The following is a 15,565-nucleotide window of genomic DNA, read 5'->3' on the forward strand; positions in this document are numbered from 1 at the left end:
ACAAGGCAGATTGTAGCATCGCCCGCCCCTAGGGTGTCAAAACCTGCCAATTAGGGACAGGTTAATTTTGGCAGGTTTTATCTGGGGAAACGCCACTACTGCCCCGGACCACCACGAAGGGGACGGGCACCTTTGTGGTGGTTTGAGCTGCCCGGGCCTTCAATTGTCTCGATCTGTAACATCTGGACGGCAAAACCGGCTCTACCTGTTACAGATCGAGACATAGTGCAGGGGCCGAACCGTAATGTCTCGATCTGTAACACTAAGCCGGCTTATTGCGGCCCAGATGTTACAGATCGAGATCTTTCGCCGGGATAGGCCGCCGCCCCGGTCCAAACCACCACAAAGGTGCCTGTCCCCTTTGTGGTGGTGAGGTGTGTGCATCGGGTGGTATCTAAGTTGAGATACCACTTCTGGTATATCAGCTTGCGCTTGCGTGAGTACAATACTCGAACGTTATACGTCTCAGCGCCCCCTGTGCGTGGACGTCTTGCAGTCACGCGAACGAAGGGATTTATCCTATGTGCGGAATTGTCGGCTACACCGGCTCTGATATTGCAAAGAACATCCTGGTCACGGGCCTCAAGCGCATGGAATATCGCGGCTATGACTCCTCGGGCGTTGCGCTCGAGGTGGGCGAGGGCGCCGCGGCTCACCTCGACGTCATCCGCCGCGTGGGCAAGGTCGCGGGCCTGGAGAGCGAGCTTTCCAATATCGACAGCGACGCTACCTGCGGCATCGGCCATACCCGCTGGGCTACCCACGGCAAGCCCTCCGTCGTTAACGCCCATCCCCACACCAGCTGCGACGGTCGTATCGCCATCGTCCACAACGGCATCATCGAGAACTTCGCTGAGCTGCGCGAAGAGCTGGAGGGCCGCGGCCACCACTTTAAGAGCGAGACCGATACCGAGGTCTTTGCGCATCTGATCGAAGAGGCCTATGCCGAGACGCACGACCTGATGGCCTCCGTGCGCGAGGCTTGCACCCACGTGGTCGGTGCCTATGGTCTGGCCGCAGTGTGCGCTGACGAGCCCGGCGTGATCGCCGTAGCCCGCAAGGATTCCCCGATTGTGGTCGGCGCAGGCGAGACCGGCGCCTATGTCGCCTCCGACGTCATTGCGCTCATCGACGCCACCCGCGATGTCGTGGTGCTCGAGGACGGTCAGTTTGCCAAGCTCACGCCCGCAGGCGTCGAATACACCGACGAGGCCGGCAATGTTATCGAGCCCAAGGTCACTCACATCGACTGGGATCTGGACATGGCCGAAAAGGGCGGTTATCCCGACTTCATGCTCAAGGAAATCCACGAGCAGCCGCGCGTCGTGCGCGACACGCTGGTCGGTCGTATGACGCCAGCCGGCGAGCTCGACATCGACGAGCTGGGCCTTTCGCTCGAGGAGCTCAACGACATCGACCGCGTCTACGTGATCGCTTGCGGCACCAGCTATCACGCTGGCCTCATTGCTAAGAATCTCATTGAGGGCTGGGCTCGTATTCCTACCGAGGTCGAGGCGGCAAGCGAGTTCCGCTACCGCAACCCCATCATCACGCCGACGACGCTTGTTGTGGCCGTGTCCCAGTCGGGCGAGACGGCCGATACCCTTGCCGCCATTCGCGACGCGCGCATCAAGGGTGCCAAGGTCTTCGGCATCACCAATGTGGTGGGCAGCCCGGTGGCGCGCGAGAGCGACGGCGTCATCTATACCAAGGCCAACAAGGAGATCGCGGTCGCCTCGACCAAGAGCTTTATCGGCCAGGTTGTGAGCCTGACGCTGCTGGCGCTGCTGCTGGCGCAGGTCAAGTACCGCCTGACCACCAAGCAGGCGCGCATGCTGTTCCGCGAGCTTTCCGATACGGCCGAGCAGATCCAGTGGATTTTGGATACCCAAACCGAGACCGTTCATGAGGCCGCCCTGCTGTGCAAGGGCGCGCAATCGGCGCTGTTCGTGGGCCGCGGCATGGGCGCCGCCATTTCCTACGAGGGCGCGCTCAAGCTCAAAGAGGTCAGCTACCTGCACGCCGAGGCCTACGCCGCCGGTGAGATGAAGCACGGCCCCATCGCCCTGATCGACCCGGGCTTCCCTGTCATCGCCGTGGCCACCAAGAGCGCCACCTACGACAAGACCGTGTCGAACCTTATGGAGTGCAAGGCGCGGGGTGCCAAGGTCATCGTCGTTGCCACCGAGGGCGACGAGGAGATCAACAAGATCGCCGATTGCATCATCCACGTGCCGGCAGTCCGCGACGTGTTCAGCCCCATCACGGCGAGCGTCCCGCTGCAGCTGCTCGCCCGCGAGGTCGCCATCCTGCGCGGCTGCGACGTCGACCAACCCCGAAACCTGGCGAAAAGCGTTACTGTCGAGTAGCGGATGTTCCGGCGTTCCAACAGCCAAGGCCCGGCTCCGCGTCATCAGACGGAGCCGGGCCTTTTTGTACGGAGAAACCACCACAAAGGTGCCTGTCCCCTTTGTGGTGGTTTTGGCAGGTTAGCGGAGCTTGCTGGTCTCGAAGTACTCGGGGAACTGGTCCAGAACCTCGGTTTGGTTGCGGAACATCATGTGCAGGTGCTTGCTGACCAAAAAGCTCGCTTCGATGGGGTCGCGACCGGCGATAGCGCGGCGAATCTGCTTGTGCTCGTTCACGATGTCCTGATTGTCGAGAACCTGCGTGGCGGCGCGCAGCCAGCGGAAGCGCTCCAGGTCGGCATTGGTCTCTTCGAGCCACGACCACACGGTGCTGCGACATGCGATGCTAAAAATCATGTGATGCATGAGGTTGTCGCTCAAAAAGAAGCCGATGCGATCCTCTTCGGCCATGGCCTTTTCCTGCAGCACGATGGCGCGGTCGAGCTGCTCGATGCCGGTCGACGTGGCGCGCGCACAGCACTCCACAATCACCTGCTTTTCCAGATGCTCGCGGATGTAACAGGCACTCTCGGCAAGGGTGAGGTTGATGGGTGAGACGTAGGTGCCGCTCTGGGGCACGGTGCGCACCAGGCCTTCCTGCGCCAAGCGAACCAAAGCCTCGCGCACGGGCGTGCGACCCATATCCAGGTCGTCGCAAAGTTGCTTGACGCCCAGCTTTTCGCCCGGCTTGTAGTCCAGGTAGACGATTTTGCGTCGAATGGTGTGGTAGGACTGGTCCTGTAGGCTCGTTTCCTGCTCGCCGACGTGCATCGATTCTTCCATAGCGCCTCGCAACTGTTCTATCAAACTCATATGTCAGTTGTTAATTATGCCGCGAATCAGCTTTCCGCGGTGGGTAATTCGGCTGTTGCCCAAGAACTATTGCGGCATCTTAGTCTTTGTTTACGCAAGGCTGCGCTCAATGTTGCCGTATCATAAGCCGTCGCAAACGTGAAAGAGAAAGAAGGAATCCCATATGCAACTGGCGAATATCGTACGCGAGCGCTGGAAGGGCGTCTTGTTCTGCCTGATCATCGCTATCCCCGCAACGCTGCTCGGCAAACAGATTGAGGTGGTCGGTGGGCCGGTATTCGCCATCCTCTTCGGCATGGTTCTGGCAATCGTCTTTCCCAAGAATCATCGCGAACAGCTCGCCGCCGGTGTCACCTATACGTCTAAAAAAGTCTTGCAGTACGCGGTTATCCTGCTTGGCTTTGGCATGAACCTCTCCCAGATTCTGTCCAAGGGCGCCCAGTCGTTGCCGATTATCGTGGCGACGATCTCGACCTCGCTTGTCATCGCCTTTGTGCTCTGCCGCGTTATGAACGTGCCGAGCAAGATCGCGACGCTTGTGGGTGTGGGTTCGTCGATTTGCGGCGGTTCTGCCATCGCCGCGACCGCGCCCGTCATCGATGCCGGCGATCGCGAGATTGCCCAGGCTATTTCGGTCATCTTCCTGTTTAACGTTATCGCGGCGCTCGTGTTTCCAACGCTCGGCGGTATGCTCGGGCTGACCAACGAGGGCTTTGGCCTGTTTGCCGGCACCGCCATCAACGACACCTCGTCCGTAACGGCTGCGGCGAGCGCTTGGGACAGCATGCATCCCGGCGCCAATGTGCTCGAGAGCGCCACGGTGGTCAAGCTCACCAGGACACTGGCCATTATTCCCATCACGTTGGTCCTCGCATGCTGGCAGATGCATCTGGCGCGCAAGGCCGGCGGCGACGCCAAAAGCACGTTCTCGCTTAAACGCGCGTTTCCCATGTTTGTGCTGTTCTTTGTGCTGGCGAGCGTAATCACCACGGTGCTTCAGCTTCCCGTGTCCATCACGGCGCCCATCAAGGAGCTGTCGAAGTTCTTTATCGTGATGGCCATGGCGGCTATTGGCTTTAATACCGATATCGTCGAGCTGGTCAAAAAGGGCGGCAAGCCCATCGCGCTGGGCTTTTGCTGCTGGATTGGCATTGCGTGCATGAGTTTGGGAATGCAGCACGTGCTGGGAATCTGGTAGAGGAGTAGCTTATTTGCGTGCTGGTTGCTGGTGAGCGCATGCCTGCGGTGGAGCGATAGGAGCTCTTGCGGGTATGGCTTGTCCGCAGGTTTATAAGTCCCGAAGAGCTCTTATCGCCCCGCCAGGATGGCGATGCGGGGCAACACCTATACTCGCAGGACGGCGCTTTCTGCCCTATAGTGTTTGGTGAGCAATATCGTTCAATTTTGAAACACTCGGTCGTGCGACCGTCGGCGGTTGCACGTCGCCGCGGACAGGGGCAAATCATGGATAGCGATGCCAAGCTGAACATCTTGACCGAGGCCCTGGCTGCTGCCGGGGCCTCGGCATTGGCAATCGATGCGCGTGGGGACGTCGCGATTTCGACCATGAATGACGCGGCGCTTGAGCGGGATGTGGCGGCTTTTGTCGCTGAGCGCCTCGACCGTATAGGAGACGGCGCGCGTCTGGTTATGGGGCGTGCGGGTACGCGCCTGAGCCTGACCGTTCGCCCCACCGACAAAGAAGGCGGGGGCCTTTGGGTCGTCGTGGTCCGCGAGGTACGCGGCGCCGCGGCACATGCGGGCATCGAGTGGCTCAACGCCGACGAAGTTGAGGCCAGCTACGAATCGAGCGCGTACGGCATCGTTGAGGGGGCGGCCTCGGTAGCTGCGCCGGTCGCCGAGAGTTACGCGCGCGGCGTGCCCCTTATGCTCGAGGGCGAGCTGGGAGCGGGTCAGGTCGAGATCGCCAAGCGCCTCTATCTGGACGGTCCTTTTGCCGATCAACCCTTTGTTGCCGTTGCGCTCGATGAGCTTACCGATCGCGGTTGGCGCCACGTGCTCAAAAGCGCCGAATCGCCGTTGTTCCAAACGGGGCTGACACTTTGCATTGAGGGCTGGAACACGGTTGGCCCCCAGCGTCTCCGCGAGCTCGTTTCCACGATGGCCGACACCGCGTTGGCGACGCGCTGCCATGTGGTGCTGACGGCGAATGACATGCCGGGCGGCAGCGAAAGTGATCAAGCCGCCTTTGTGACCGAGCGCTTCGCCTGTGCGGTGAGCGTGGCGCCGGCAATCGTCGAGCAGGGAGCCGCGTCGACGAAGGTTGCGCGCTATTTGGAATATCTCGCTGGTGCATTTGGGACGGCAGCACCCACGCTGTCTGCCGCGGCGACGAAGGCGCTCGATGCTTACCGCTGGCCGCGCAATTATCTGCAGCTCCGCGAGGTCTCGGAACGACTGTATATATTGGTGGGGGCGGGCACGGTGGATCGCGCTGTGGCGGAGGAAGTGCTAGCCCAAGAGGACGTGATTAAGACCGCAACCTTTGGCGCCCCGACACTCGAAAGCGACCTGTATATCCTGCGACCGCTGGCCGATACCGAGCGAGATATCGCGCATCTGGTTGTAGATCATCTCCACGGCAACCGAACCCGTGCGGCGGAGGTGCTGGGCATAAGCCGAACAACGCTGTGGCGCTTACTGAAGGACGATGACCGTTGAGCGAGGCGCCCGTGACCGCGCGCGACGCGTGTGCTACAGTCCAAAGCGTTATTGTTTCGATTTGGTTACGGCGTGCGGGGGCGTATGGCTGAGACTACAAAACCGAGCCGCAGAAGGCGGAGCGCCGCGCCGGTTAACCGACGCACAACATCGGTGACGTGGGGCAAACACGCCTCGGGGTTTGACGGCTCGTTCAAGCGCACTAAATACGGCTATCCTTCGACAGGTGCCCGCTTGGCAATGCAGGCAGAGTCCTCGCTGTGGGACCGCAAACGCGTGGTGGGCTCAAAGCTCAAGCACGACGGCACGCTCGGCTACATCAGCCGCGGGGCGGCTCGTCGCAGCGGACTCAATCCGGCTGGTTGGCATCGTTATGTTCCGATCGCGGTCGTCGTTGCAGTGATCGTCATCGCACTCGCTGCGCTTGGCTACGCCGGCGACGGTGCCAACTTGGACGCGATGTTTAAATCGCCCGAGCTCGCGCATGCAGGCACAGAAATTGTCGAGGGCGCTCAGACCCAGACGGGCGTCGCGCCCCAGCGCGGTATCGTTGCGGCGGCCTCCACCATCGCCGACGCTCAAAAGGACGAGGGCGAACAGGGCGACGGCGCCGAAACGACCCACACGAACGAAACGACGACAACTCCATCGGCAAGATAAGTTGCGAGTGGGGTGGCTAAAATAGCCCCGTCCCAAATTAGCTACCCCTATGACGCTCCTGGGTTACCTTACGTAGACGACGTTGTCGCGGCGGGGTTTGGGCTCGGGTAGCGTGTCCTCGGCATAGCCCAGAATGCAGTGACCGACACCGCGCAGGCTGCCGTCGGCGGGCAGGCTCCAGCTGGCCAGCAGCTCCAGGCCCTCGGGTGAGTCAAAGACCTCATGCGCGCGGTGAATCCAGCATGAATCGACACCCAGTGCATAGGCGGCGTTGAGCAAGTTGCCCATGGCGAGCGAGCCGTCTTCCAGATGCGTGGGCACGTTGCGGTCGACCAGTACCACCACAACCGTTTTGGCTCCGTAGAAGGGGTCGCCGTTGCTACCCATGACTTGGGCGTTAAGCTGCGAGAGACGCTCGACGGTCGCGGGATCGGTGACGGCGACAAACGTCACCGGCTGGCGGCCCATGCCGCTCGGTGCATATTGGCCGGCTTCGATAATACGTGCAAGCTTTTCGGCCTCGACGGGACGATCGCTGTAGTTGCGGCAGCTGCGGCGGTGAATGAGCGCTTCGATAGTCTCCATGGTGCCTCCTTGTAGTGGCGTTGCAGATGCCCCGTTCATACCCGTCGGGCTCAAACGATAGACGGTCAATTGCCCGGCCAAAAGGATAGATTCCAATTGGGAGAGTAGGTTTGCATAAAAGTACCTTCAGAATGTGACAAACAAATGGGATGGTTAAACGTTTTATCCCGTCTACCCTGCGGTTTTTTACCACTTGCCTAAATGAGGGACGCATATCCATTGATAAAGGTTTTACTAAAGAGGTACCAACGTTTATCAATGCGCTGTGGTGGCGCTGGGCCAGGAGGTAATCATCATGTTCCAGGCTGGAGATGTCGTCGAGACTGACTTCGAAGGATTTCTGAAGCTGCTGCGTTCCAAGACGCGCGCTTTTGTGACGATCGACAACCACGAGTACTACATCACGCATACCGACGGGTACTGGCGTGTTCAGGATTGCGAGGCCCTCAACGATAAGGGACACTTTACTGACTGCTCCGAGCTGGTCAACACGGTCTGCGAGGTCGTCGAGCTGCCCTGGATCTGCGGCAAGAGCCTGCACGACAGCTTTGCGGGCGCTACGGTCTACGAGGCCGTCGCTGCCTAACGGGCAAACACATCGCTATTCTCGCGTGACCGCCGGCGCCGCCCCCGCGCCGGCGGTCTTTTTTTGTCGATATGCTATGTAGAGCCGTCCATATATAACGAGCTTATTGACGATAGTCAAAACTCGGACTAATCTAGAAAACAAATTGGTCAAAAATCGGACAATCGAATGGTGGGATAGATGGATAGTGCGGTTACGCTGGTCGATTTCGACCGGATGCTCAACGGACTCGACCATATCTATTCGGAGTTCTCGCGTACCTGCGGCCTTTCGGACTGCGCCTATTGGATGCTTGTCGACACCAGCACGGCGGGCGGTAGCGTCGCCGTAAGTCGACTGACAAGCGAATGGTTCTATAGCAAGCAGACCATCAATTCGGCCATTAAAACCTTGACGGCGCGGGGTTTCGCCACGCTGGAGTTTGCCGAAGGCAGCCGTAAGAACAAGGTTGTGCGCCTGACCGATGAGGGCAAGCAATTTGCCGAGCACTATGCGCTTCCGGCGGTCAAGGCCGAGCAGCGTGCCTTTGGCGCGCTGGAGCCTTGGGAGCAGCGTGAGATATTGCGCCTGATCGGAAAGTTTTCCCGTGTACTAGGGGATGAGTGCGAGGCATTTAAGCAGCAGATGGCTGCCGAAAAACAAAGTGAGGGGGAGTCGTGCGACTCTTAATGAGGTTTTTGAAGCCGTACCGGGGCCTGGTCGCGGTGACGCTGCTGGTGCTGTTGGTGGATAACGTCGGCACGCTGTTGGTTCCCACGATGCTGGCGAACATGGTCAACACTGGCATCACCACAGGCGATGTCGATTACATTTTGCGCAACGGCCTGTACATGCTGATCGCGACCGGCATGGCCAGCGGCGGTGCGGTACTGGGCTGTTATCTGTCGGCGCGCCTGGCCGCCAACGTGGCCTGCGATATCCGCAATGCCGTGTACGACAAGTCGCTCGAGCTCGCGGCCAGCGACTTTGAGCGCTTTGGCACCGGATCGATGATCACGCGCTCGCTCAACGACATCAACGTGATTCAGCAGGCCATCCTGCAGACGATCCAGCTGGTGCTGCCGGTGCCGTTCTTGGCCGTCGCGGGCATCATTTTTGCCTGGCTCATCGATCCTGCCATGGGCACGCTGCTGGGCGCGGTGGTTGCGATCGTGCTCGTGATAGCGGTCTTTACGGTGGCTAATGCCGCGCCGATTTTTATGCGCTTGCAGAGCTTTATCGACCGCATGAACGTGGTGTTGCGCGAGAACATCGTGGGCGTTCGCGTCATCCGCGCTTTTAATAAAGAGCGTCACGAGGAACAGCGTCTGGATGAGGTGTTTAGCGACTACGCGGACAACGCCATTAAGGTCAACCACCTGTTTGTGGGCCTTGATAGCTCCACCTTCTTTTTGATGAACATTGCCGAGGTGGCGGTGCTGTGGGTGGGCGGCAACCGCGTGGGCGCCCATGCAATGCAGATTGCGAGCATCTCCGCGGTGCTGGAATATGCACTCCTGATCCTGTTCTTTGTGATGATGGCGCAGATGGTGATACTGACGCTGCCGCGCGCCGCGGCATGTCTGGCTCGCGCGCAACAGGTGCTGGAGATTGAGCCGAGCATCGTGGACGGCGAGCGTACGCTGGGCGCGGGCGCGTTCGACTCAAAGGACGGATCGGATGCGGTCGCCGTGTTCGACCACATGTCGTTTCGTTTTGACGATGCCGACGAGGACACGCTGTGCAACCTGAGCTTTACCTGTCGCCGCGGCCAGACGACCGCGATCGTCGGCTCGACGGGCTCGGGCAAGTCGACGGTGGCAAAGCTGCTGTTGCGCTTCCACGATGCCACCAAGGGTGCCATTCGCCTGGACGGCGTCGATCTGCGCGAGCTTTCGCAGGGTGAGATTCGTGGGCGCATCGCCTATGTGCCGCAGAAGGCATGGCTGTTCTCGGGTACCGTGGCGAGCAACCTGCGCTTTGGCAACGAAGACGCGACCGAGGCCGATATGCTTCATGCACTCCAGGTTGCCCAGAGCACCTTTGTACTCGACCAACCGCAGGGGCTCGATACCCCGGTGGCGCAGGGCGGCACGAACTTCTCGGGCGGCCAGCGCCAACGTCTGGCCATTGCCCGTGCGCTCATGAAGCATGCCGACCTGTATATCTTCGATGACAGTTTTTCGGCCTTGGACTTTAAGACCGATGCGGCGCTACGCCATGCGCTACAGGACGAGACGCGCGACGCCGCGGTGCTCATCATCGCGCAGCGCATCTCGACGATCTTGCACGCCGACCAGATCGTCGTGCTCAAAGACGGCGAGGTCGTAGGTCTGGGCACCCATGGCGAGCTAATGGAAACGTGCGAGGTGTACCGCGCTATCGCGGAGTCGCAGATGAAGGGAGGTGAGTAGCATGACCGAGGAGTTCAAGAAGTGCAGCGACGCTATCGATTGGAACGCTGCGGACGCCGCCGAGAAAACGGCTGGCCAGGCTGCCGCGGTGCTCGAGCTGGATGACGCCGCCAAGGCAGCGGCCGCGCGCGAAGCTCGCCGCCAGGCGCTCTACGAGGAAAACGAGCGCGCCGAGGACGAGCGTGCCCGCGCCGAGGCGGAGCGCATGCGCGACGTGGACGACGAGGACGAGGACGAGACGCCTCGGGATACCTGGGCGACGGTGCGCCGCTTGTGGAGCGAGGCCGCCGGCGACCATTGGCGCTTCTATATCGTGTTCGCGAGCATCGTGTTCTACGCCATCTTCAACACCGCCGCGCCAGCGTACAGCGCCCACGTCATCGACGAGCTGTGGGGGCATATGCAGGTGGCGTTTGCCAACGACACCACCTTCAGCATTACCTGGGAGCATTGCGGCAAGACCATTTTCGTCTACTTTATGATTTGGACGGCGGCTGCCTCCTTCTATGCGTTGCAGAGCTTTTTGATGTCGAGTGTGGCCGAACGACTCAACCTGCGTCTGCGCAACCGCATCGCGCAAAAGCTCAGCCGTTTGCCGCTCGCCTATTTTGATGCGCACCGCCCCGGCGAGGTGGTGAGCCGCGCGACCAACGACCTAGACAAGATGTCCGAGAGCATGCAGCGCGGATTGCTGCAGCTGCTCGTGTCGATTGGTACGGTTGTGGGTGCTGTGGGCGTGATGTTTGTGTTCAGCGTTGAACTTACGCTCGTCTTTTTGGGCTTTACGGCCCTGTCGCTGCTGGTGACCAAGGTGGTTTCGCGCCGCACGCACGACGTGACGGGCGAGCGCCAGGAGTGGGTGTCCAAGATTACGAGCGCGGTCGAGGAGGGCTACTCGGGCCGTTTGGTGATTCGTGCGTTCAACCGCGAGCGCCAGAGTTCTGCCGAGGTGCACGAGGCTTCGGGCGAGCTGGCGCACGTGAGCGCCAAGGCCGACTTTATGATCAACGCCGTCGGTCCCGCGGTTCGCTTTATCGGCCGCCTGGCGCAGATCGTGATTGCGCTCGTGGGTTGCAGCATGCTGGTGGCCGGACAGATGACCGTCGGCGTGTTCCAGGCGTTCTTCCAGTTTATCTACGAGGCGTCCGAGCCCATGACGCAGCTGTCGTTTACCTTTAACTCGCTGCAGAGTGCGCTGGCGAGCGCGGAGCGCGTGTTCGACCTGCTCGATGAGCCCGAAATGGAGGCCGATCCGCTGCCGGGCGAGGCCGCCAAGCTGCCGGGTCGCGTGGAGGGCCGCGTCGCCTTTGAGCATGTGCGCTTTGGCTATGCGCCCGACAAGCCGCTCATGCGCGATGTGTCGTTTACCGCCGAGCCGGGTCAGAAGATCGCAGTGGTGGGAACCACGGGCGCGGGCAAGACCACGCTCATCAACCTGCTCATGCGCTTTTACGAGATTGACGGCGGTCGCATTACGCTCGACGGCGTGGACACGAGTCGAATGGATCGCGGCGAGCTGCGGCAGCAGTTTGGCATGGTGCTGCAGGACGCCTGGCTGTTCGATGGCACGATTGCCGAAAACATCGCCTACGGTTGCCCCGAGGCGACGCGCGAGGAGATCGTTGCGGCCGCCCGCGCCGCGCAGGTCGACTTCTTTGTGCGTACCATGCCGCAGGGCTACGACACGCATGTGGCCAACGATGCCGAAAGCATCAGTCAGGGTCAGCGTCAACTGCTGACCATTGCGCGTGTGCTGCTCAACAACCCGGCGATCCTCATTCTGGACGAGGCTACGTCGAGTGTGGATACGCGCACCGAGCTTGCCATCGGCCGTGCCATGGACGCGCTGATGCGCGGACGCACGAGCTTTGTGATTGCGCATCGCCTGTCGACGATCGTGGATGCCGACCTGATCTTGGTCATGGATCACGGCAACATTATCGAGCAGGGAACGCACAAGGAGCTGCTGGCTGCCGAGGGCGCCTACGCCGACCTCTACCTGAGCCAGTTCGCATAATGTGACAAAGGAATAGTCCCTTTGTCACATCAGGAATAAGGCGCGCCGGGGATGGGTTCCCTGGCGCGCCTTTGCGTTGGGTCCGATGTTTTCGGTGATCGCCCGTTTCTAGCGTTCGTCCGCGAGCTTGGCGACGAGGGCCTTAAGCTCGGCCACCTCTTGCTCGAGCTCATGTACGCGGCGGGCATTCTCGGTGATGCCCTGACGGTTGAGGGCGCTTTGCTCGGCGGCATCGTCGGGCATGTATTCGCGGTGCTGCTTGGCGTCGAAGCTTTCCTCGAACACACGGCAGCCGTTGCGCTTGATGATGCGGCCGGGCACGCCCACGACGGTGCAGTTGTCGGGCACGTCTTTGACGACAACCGAGTTGCCGCCGATTTTGACGTTGTTGCCGATGCGAATGTTGCCGAGCACCTTGGCGCCTGTGCCCACGGTGACGTTGTTGCCCAGGGTGGGGTGGCGCTTGCCGGTCTCGTTGCCGGTGCCGCCGAGCGTGACGCCCTGGTAGAGCATGCAGTTGTCGCCCACAATGGTGGTTTCGCCGATGACGACGCCCATGGCATGGTCGATAAAGAAATGCTTGCCGATCTGTGCGGCGGGATGAATCTCGACGCCGGTGATATGGCGGGTGATTTGCGAGAGCACGCGGGCGAGCGAGCGATGACCATGCTCCCACAGCCAGTGCTCGGGCACGTGGTTCCACTTGGCGTGCAGGCCGGGGTAAGAAAGGAAGATGACTAGGCCGTTTTGCGCGGCGGGGTCCTGCGTCTGGACGGTCTTGATGTCCTCGCGAATGGTATTGATAAAGCTCACCAGCCGCCCTCCCTTAGCGCCGTGACAATGCAATTCAATAAAGTATAGCGATTCGCTAGGGATTAGAAAGGGCAATCTTGCCTAGCTTTGCGCGACAGGTGTCAATTATGCAAACTTGCTGGTAATGGAGTCATGCTTTTGTAAGGCCGTGCGTGTGGCCGCGTCGCGACCGTATACTGGTCAACTTGGACGTGTCCGCGCCCACAACTGAGAGGTTTAACTTCATGGGTTTCATCAATTTTATCGCCGAGCTGCTTAAGGATCCGCGCACCGCGATCGCCAGTTGGATTGCCGCCGGTCCGCTTATGGCCTACGGCTGCGTGTTCCTGATTATCTTTATCGAGACGGGCGTGGTGTTCTTCCCGTTCCTTCCCGGCGACTCGCTGCTGTTTGCCTCGGGTTTCTTTGCCCACAACGGCGGCTTTAACATCGTGGCTCTGCTGGCCGTCGCATGGACGGCTGCCATCTTGGGCGATCAGTGCAACTTTATGATCGGTCACTTCTTTGGTCAAAAGATCATCGCCTCGGGCAAGGTGAAGGCCATGACGCCCGAGCGCATCAAAAAGTCCGAGGACTTCCTGGACAAATGGGGCCACCTGGCCATCTTCCTGGGCCGCTTCTTCCCGTTTATCCGCACCTTTGTGCCTTTCATCGCCGGCATGGGCGGCATGCACTGGCGCAACTTTGTCATCTTTAACGTGCTGGGCGGCATTACCTGGTCGACGGTCTTTACGCTGCTGGGCTACTTCTTTGGCGGCATCCCCTTTGTGCAGGAGCACTTTGAGCTGCTGATCGTGGGCATTGTTGCCGTGTCGATCATCCCGACCGTGGTCGGCATCATCAAGGCCAGGCTGGGCAAGAGCAACGCCTAGTTAGAATCGGCACGCAACTGTGTAGTTAGGGCCCGTCACCGCTTACGGTGGCGGGCCTCTTTTGGTTCAATCAAATGAGTCAAATGAGAATACTTTACTTAGTTAAAGAAAAACGCTTTATCCGACGCGTGCGGGGAGTACAATCTCCTGCATGCGAATCGACATGCCATTGGCTTTGATGCTGTTCGCGTGTCCTGTCCGGCTCTACGCTCCGGACGTGCGACGTTGCGACGCGGTCGGCCTCGGTCCTTGCGTGCGGGTTCGCGAGTGTGCAACTGTGTATGTAAGGAGCGACACATGACTGTCGAGAAGAAGGATATCGATTGGGGTAGCCTCGGCTTTGGCTACATGAAGACCGATTACAGCTACGAGGCTCATTGGAAGGACGGCGAGTGGGACGAGGGCGGCCTGACCACCGACCATACCCTGCATGTCTCCGAGTGCGGCGGCATCTTCCATTACTGCCAGGAGGTCTTTGAGGGCCTGAAGGCTTACACCGCCGAGGACGGCAGCATTGTCTGCTTTCGCCCCGACATGAACGCCGAGCGTATGTATAACTCTGCCCAGCGTCTCGAGATGCCCCCGTTCCCCAAGGATAAGTTTGTCGAGGCTGTCAAGCAGGTCGTCGAAGCTAACGCCGCATGGGTTCCGCCCTTCGGCTCCGGCGCGACCCTGTACGTACGTCCGTTTATGATCGGCTCCGGTGACGTGATTGGCGTGGCTCCCGCTCCTGAGTACACGTTCCGCATTCTCGTGACCCCGGTCGGTCCGTACTTTAAGGGTGGCCTTAAGCCCGTTAAGCTGCGCGTTTCCGAGTATGACCGCGCCGCACCGCACGGCACCGGCAACATCAAGGCCGGCCTTAACTACGCCATGTCCCTCAAGCCCACGATGGAGGCCCACCGCGAGGGCTATGCCGAGAACCTGTATCTCGACTCCGAGTCTCGCACCTACGTCGAGGAGACCGGTGGCGCCAACGTCCTGTTCGTGAAGGAGGATGGCACCCTTGTCGTTCCGCAGTCGCACACCGACTCCATTCTGCCCTCCATTACCCGTCGCTCACTCGTTCAGGTCGCCAAGGACCTGGGCATCACCGTCGATGAGCGTCCCGTCGAGTGGGCCGAGGTCAAGGCCGGCACCTTCGTTGAGTGTGGTCTGTGCGGCACCGCTGCCGTCATCTCCCCGGTGGGCGAGATCGACAACAAGGTCTATGGTGCCGATGAGACCGTGACCTTCCCGGCCGGCTACGCCGAGATCGGCCCCGTGATGAAGAAGCTTCGCGAGACCCTGACCGGTATTCAGTCCGGTGCTGTCGAGGATAAGCATAACTGGGTTTATACTGTCGCGTAACTTGCTTTGCGACTCTCACGAGGACGTCCGGGCAGAGAGCAGGTTCCCTCCCGGCGCGTCCTCGGACATGAAAGAACCCCCGCTGCGCACAACGTGCGGCGGGGGTTCTTTCGTCCTGCGGAGTGCGCCGGGAGGGAACCCGCTCTCTGCCCTACGGGCTCGGTATTGCCGCGACGGGTAATGATGGGCCTGAATAAATTCAGCTGCCGCTTGCCTGGGGTAGGGTGCGACGTGCATTTTTGGGAATATTCGGCACCCGCGGGCGCCTGCATACTGGGTTTTGGGCGAAAAGCAGGTCCCATGGGCCGCATTCCGTTAAAAATGAGCGGTCTTTGAGGCGCTGGGGGTGGCGCGCGCAGACGTGGTGTAAGAGCGTCCCGAGGTCC

General features: G+C 60.4%; 13 protein-coding genes. 10 read left to right on the forward strand and 3 right to left on the reverse strand.

What is annotated here, in order from left to right; genetic code table 11:
* The first annotated feature begins 521 nt into the window (after positions 1 to 521).
* The gene (glmS, locus tag DWZ22_RS09665) at positions 522 to 2,369 is read left to right on the forward strand and encodes a glutamine--fructose-6-phosphate transaminase (isomerizing) (protein ID WP_118406007.1); all 1,848 of its coding nucleotides are present in this window, start codon (positions 522 to 524) and stop codon (positions 2,367 to 2,369) included.
* A 120-nt stretch (positions 2,370 to 2,489) separates the two neighbouring features.
* On the opposite strand, the gene DWZ22_RS09670 is transcribed toward glmS, so the two are convergent.
* Positions 2,490 to 3,191, reverse strand: coding sequence for a GntR family transcriptional regulator (locus DWZ22_RS09670; protein ID WP_233540229.1), 702 nt, complete (start codon positions 3,189 to 3,191; stop codon positions 2,490 to 2,492).
* Between the two features lie 193 nt (positions 3,192 to 3,384).
* Here DWZ22_RS09670 and DWZ22_RS09675 point away from each other — a divergent pair, with 193 nt between their 5' ends.
* The 3 genes from DWZ22_RS09675 (at position 3,385) to DWZ22_RS09685 (ending at position 6,563) form a co-directional block, all read left to right on the forward strand.
* Positions 3,385 to 4,419: a YeiH family protein gene (locus DWZ22_RS09675; protein ID WP_118406008.1), complete on the forward strand. Its 1,035-nt coding sequence runs from the start codon at positions 3,385 to 3,387 to the stop codon at positions 4,417 to 4,419.
* A gap of 266 nt (positions 4,420 to 4,685) precedes the next feature.
* Positions 4,686 to 5,903, forward strand: a complete 1,218-nt coding sequence (locus DWZ22_RS09680; protein ID WP_118406009.1) for a helix-turn-helix domain-containing protein — start codon at positions 4,686 to 4,688, stop codon at positions 5,901 to 5,903.
* 84 nt (positions 5,904 to 5,987) lie between these two features.
* Entirely contained in the window at positions 5,988 to 6,563 is a 576-nt protein-coding gene (locus tag DWZ22_RS09685) for a hypothetical protein (RefSeq protein ID WP_147330885.1), read from the forward strand.
* 63 nt (positions 6,564 to 6,626) lie between these two features.
* Here DWZ22_RS09685 and DWZ22_RS09690 read toward each other — a convergent pair whose 3' ends face one another.
* Complete coding sequence (locus DWZ22_RS09690) at positions 6,627 to 7,148, reverse strand: nitroreductase family protein (protein ID WP_118406010.1); 522 nt, start codon at positions 7,146 to 7,148, stop codon at positions 6,627 to 6,629.
* A gap of 295 nt (positions 7,149 to 7,443) precedes the next feature.
* Between DWZ22_RS09690 and DWZ22_RS09695 the strand changes: the two genes are divergently transcribed.
* The 4 genes from DWZ22_RS09695 (at position 7,444) to DWZ22_RS09710 (ending at position 12,144) form a co-directional block, all read left to right on the forward strand.
* A complete protein-coding gene (locus tag DWZ22_RS09695) occupies positions 7,444 to 7,734 on the forward strand; it encodes a CDP-alcohol phosphatidyltransferase (RefSeq protein WP_199583492.1) in 291 nt (96 codons plus the stop codon).
* A 180-nt stretch (positions 7,735 to 7,914) separates the two neighbouring features.
* Positions 7,915 to 8,403 carry a MarR family winged helix-turn-helix transcriptional regulator gene (locus DWZ22_RS09700; RefSeq protein ID WP_118406011.1) on the forward strand — a complete coding sequence of 163 codons (489 nt, stop codon included), beginning with the start codon at positions 7,915 to 7,917 and terminating at the stop codon, positions 8,401 to 8,403.
* Positions 8,403 to 10,127, forward strand: coding sequence for an ABC transporter ATP-binding protein (locus DWZ22_RS09705; protein ID WP_118406012.1), 1,725 nt, complete (start codon positions 8,403 to 8,405; stop codon positions 10,125 to 10,127). Before DWZ22_RS09700 ends, DWZ22_RS09705 begins: the two co-directional genes overlap by 1 nt.
* 1 nt (position 10,128) lies before the next feature.
* Complete coding sequence (locus DWZ22_RS09710) at positions 10,129 to 12,144, forward strand: ABC transporter ATP-binding protein (protein ID WP_118335320.1); 2,016 nt, start codon at positions 10,129 to 10,131, stop codon at positions 12,142 to 12,144.
* A 108-nt stretch (positions 12,145 to 12,252) separates the two neighbouring features.
* On the opposite strand, the gene cysE is transcribed toward DWZ22_RS09710, so the two are convergent.
* Positions 12,253 to 12,957: a serine O-acetyltransferase gene (cysE, locus tag DWZ22_RS09715; protein WP_118406013.1), complete on the reverse strand. Its 705-nt coding sequence runs from the start codon at positions 12,955 to 12,957 to the stop codon at positions 12,253 to 12,255.
* Positions 12,958 to 13,181: 224 nt separating this feature from the next.
* Here cysE and DWZ22_RS09720 point away from each other — a divergent pair, with 224 nt between their 5' ends.
* On the forward strand, positions 13,182 to 13,829 hold the full coding sequence (locus DWZ22_RS09720; protein ID WP_118406016.1) for a DedA family protein: 648 nt from the start codon (positions 13,182 to 13,184) through the stop codon (positions 13,827 to 13,829).
* Positions 13,830 to 14,126: 297 nt separating this feature from the next.
* On the forward strand, positions 14,127 to 15,179 hold the full coding sequence (locus DWZ22_RS09725) for a branched-chain amino acid aminotransferase (protein WP_118406014.1): 1,053 nt from the start codon (positions 14,127 to 14,129) through the stop codon (positions 15,177 to 15,179).
* Positions 15,180 to 15,565: the final 386 nt, after the last annotated feature.

The sequence above is a fragment of the Collinsella sp. AF31-11 genome (assembly GCF_003475605.1).
Lineage (GTDB): Bacteria > Actinomycetota > Coriobacteriia > Coriobacteriales > Coriobacteriaceae > Collinsella.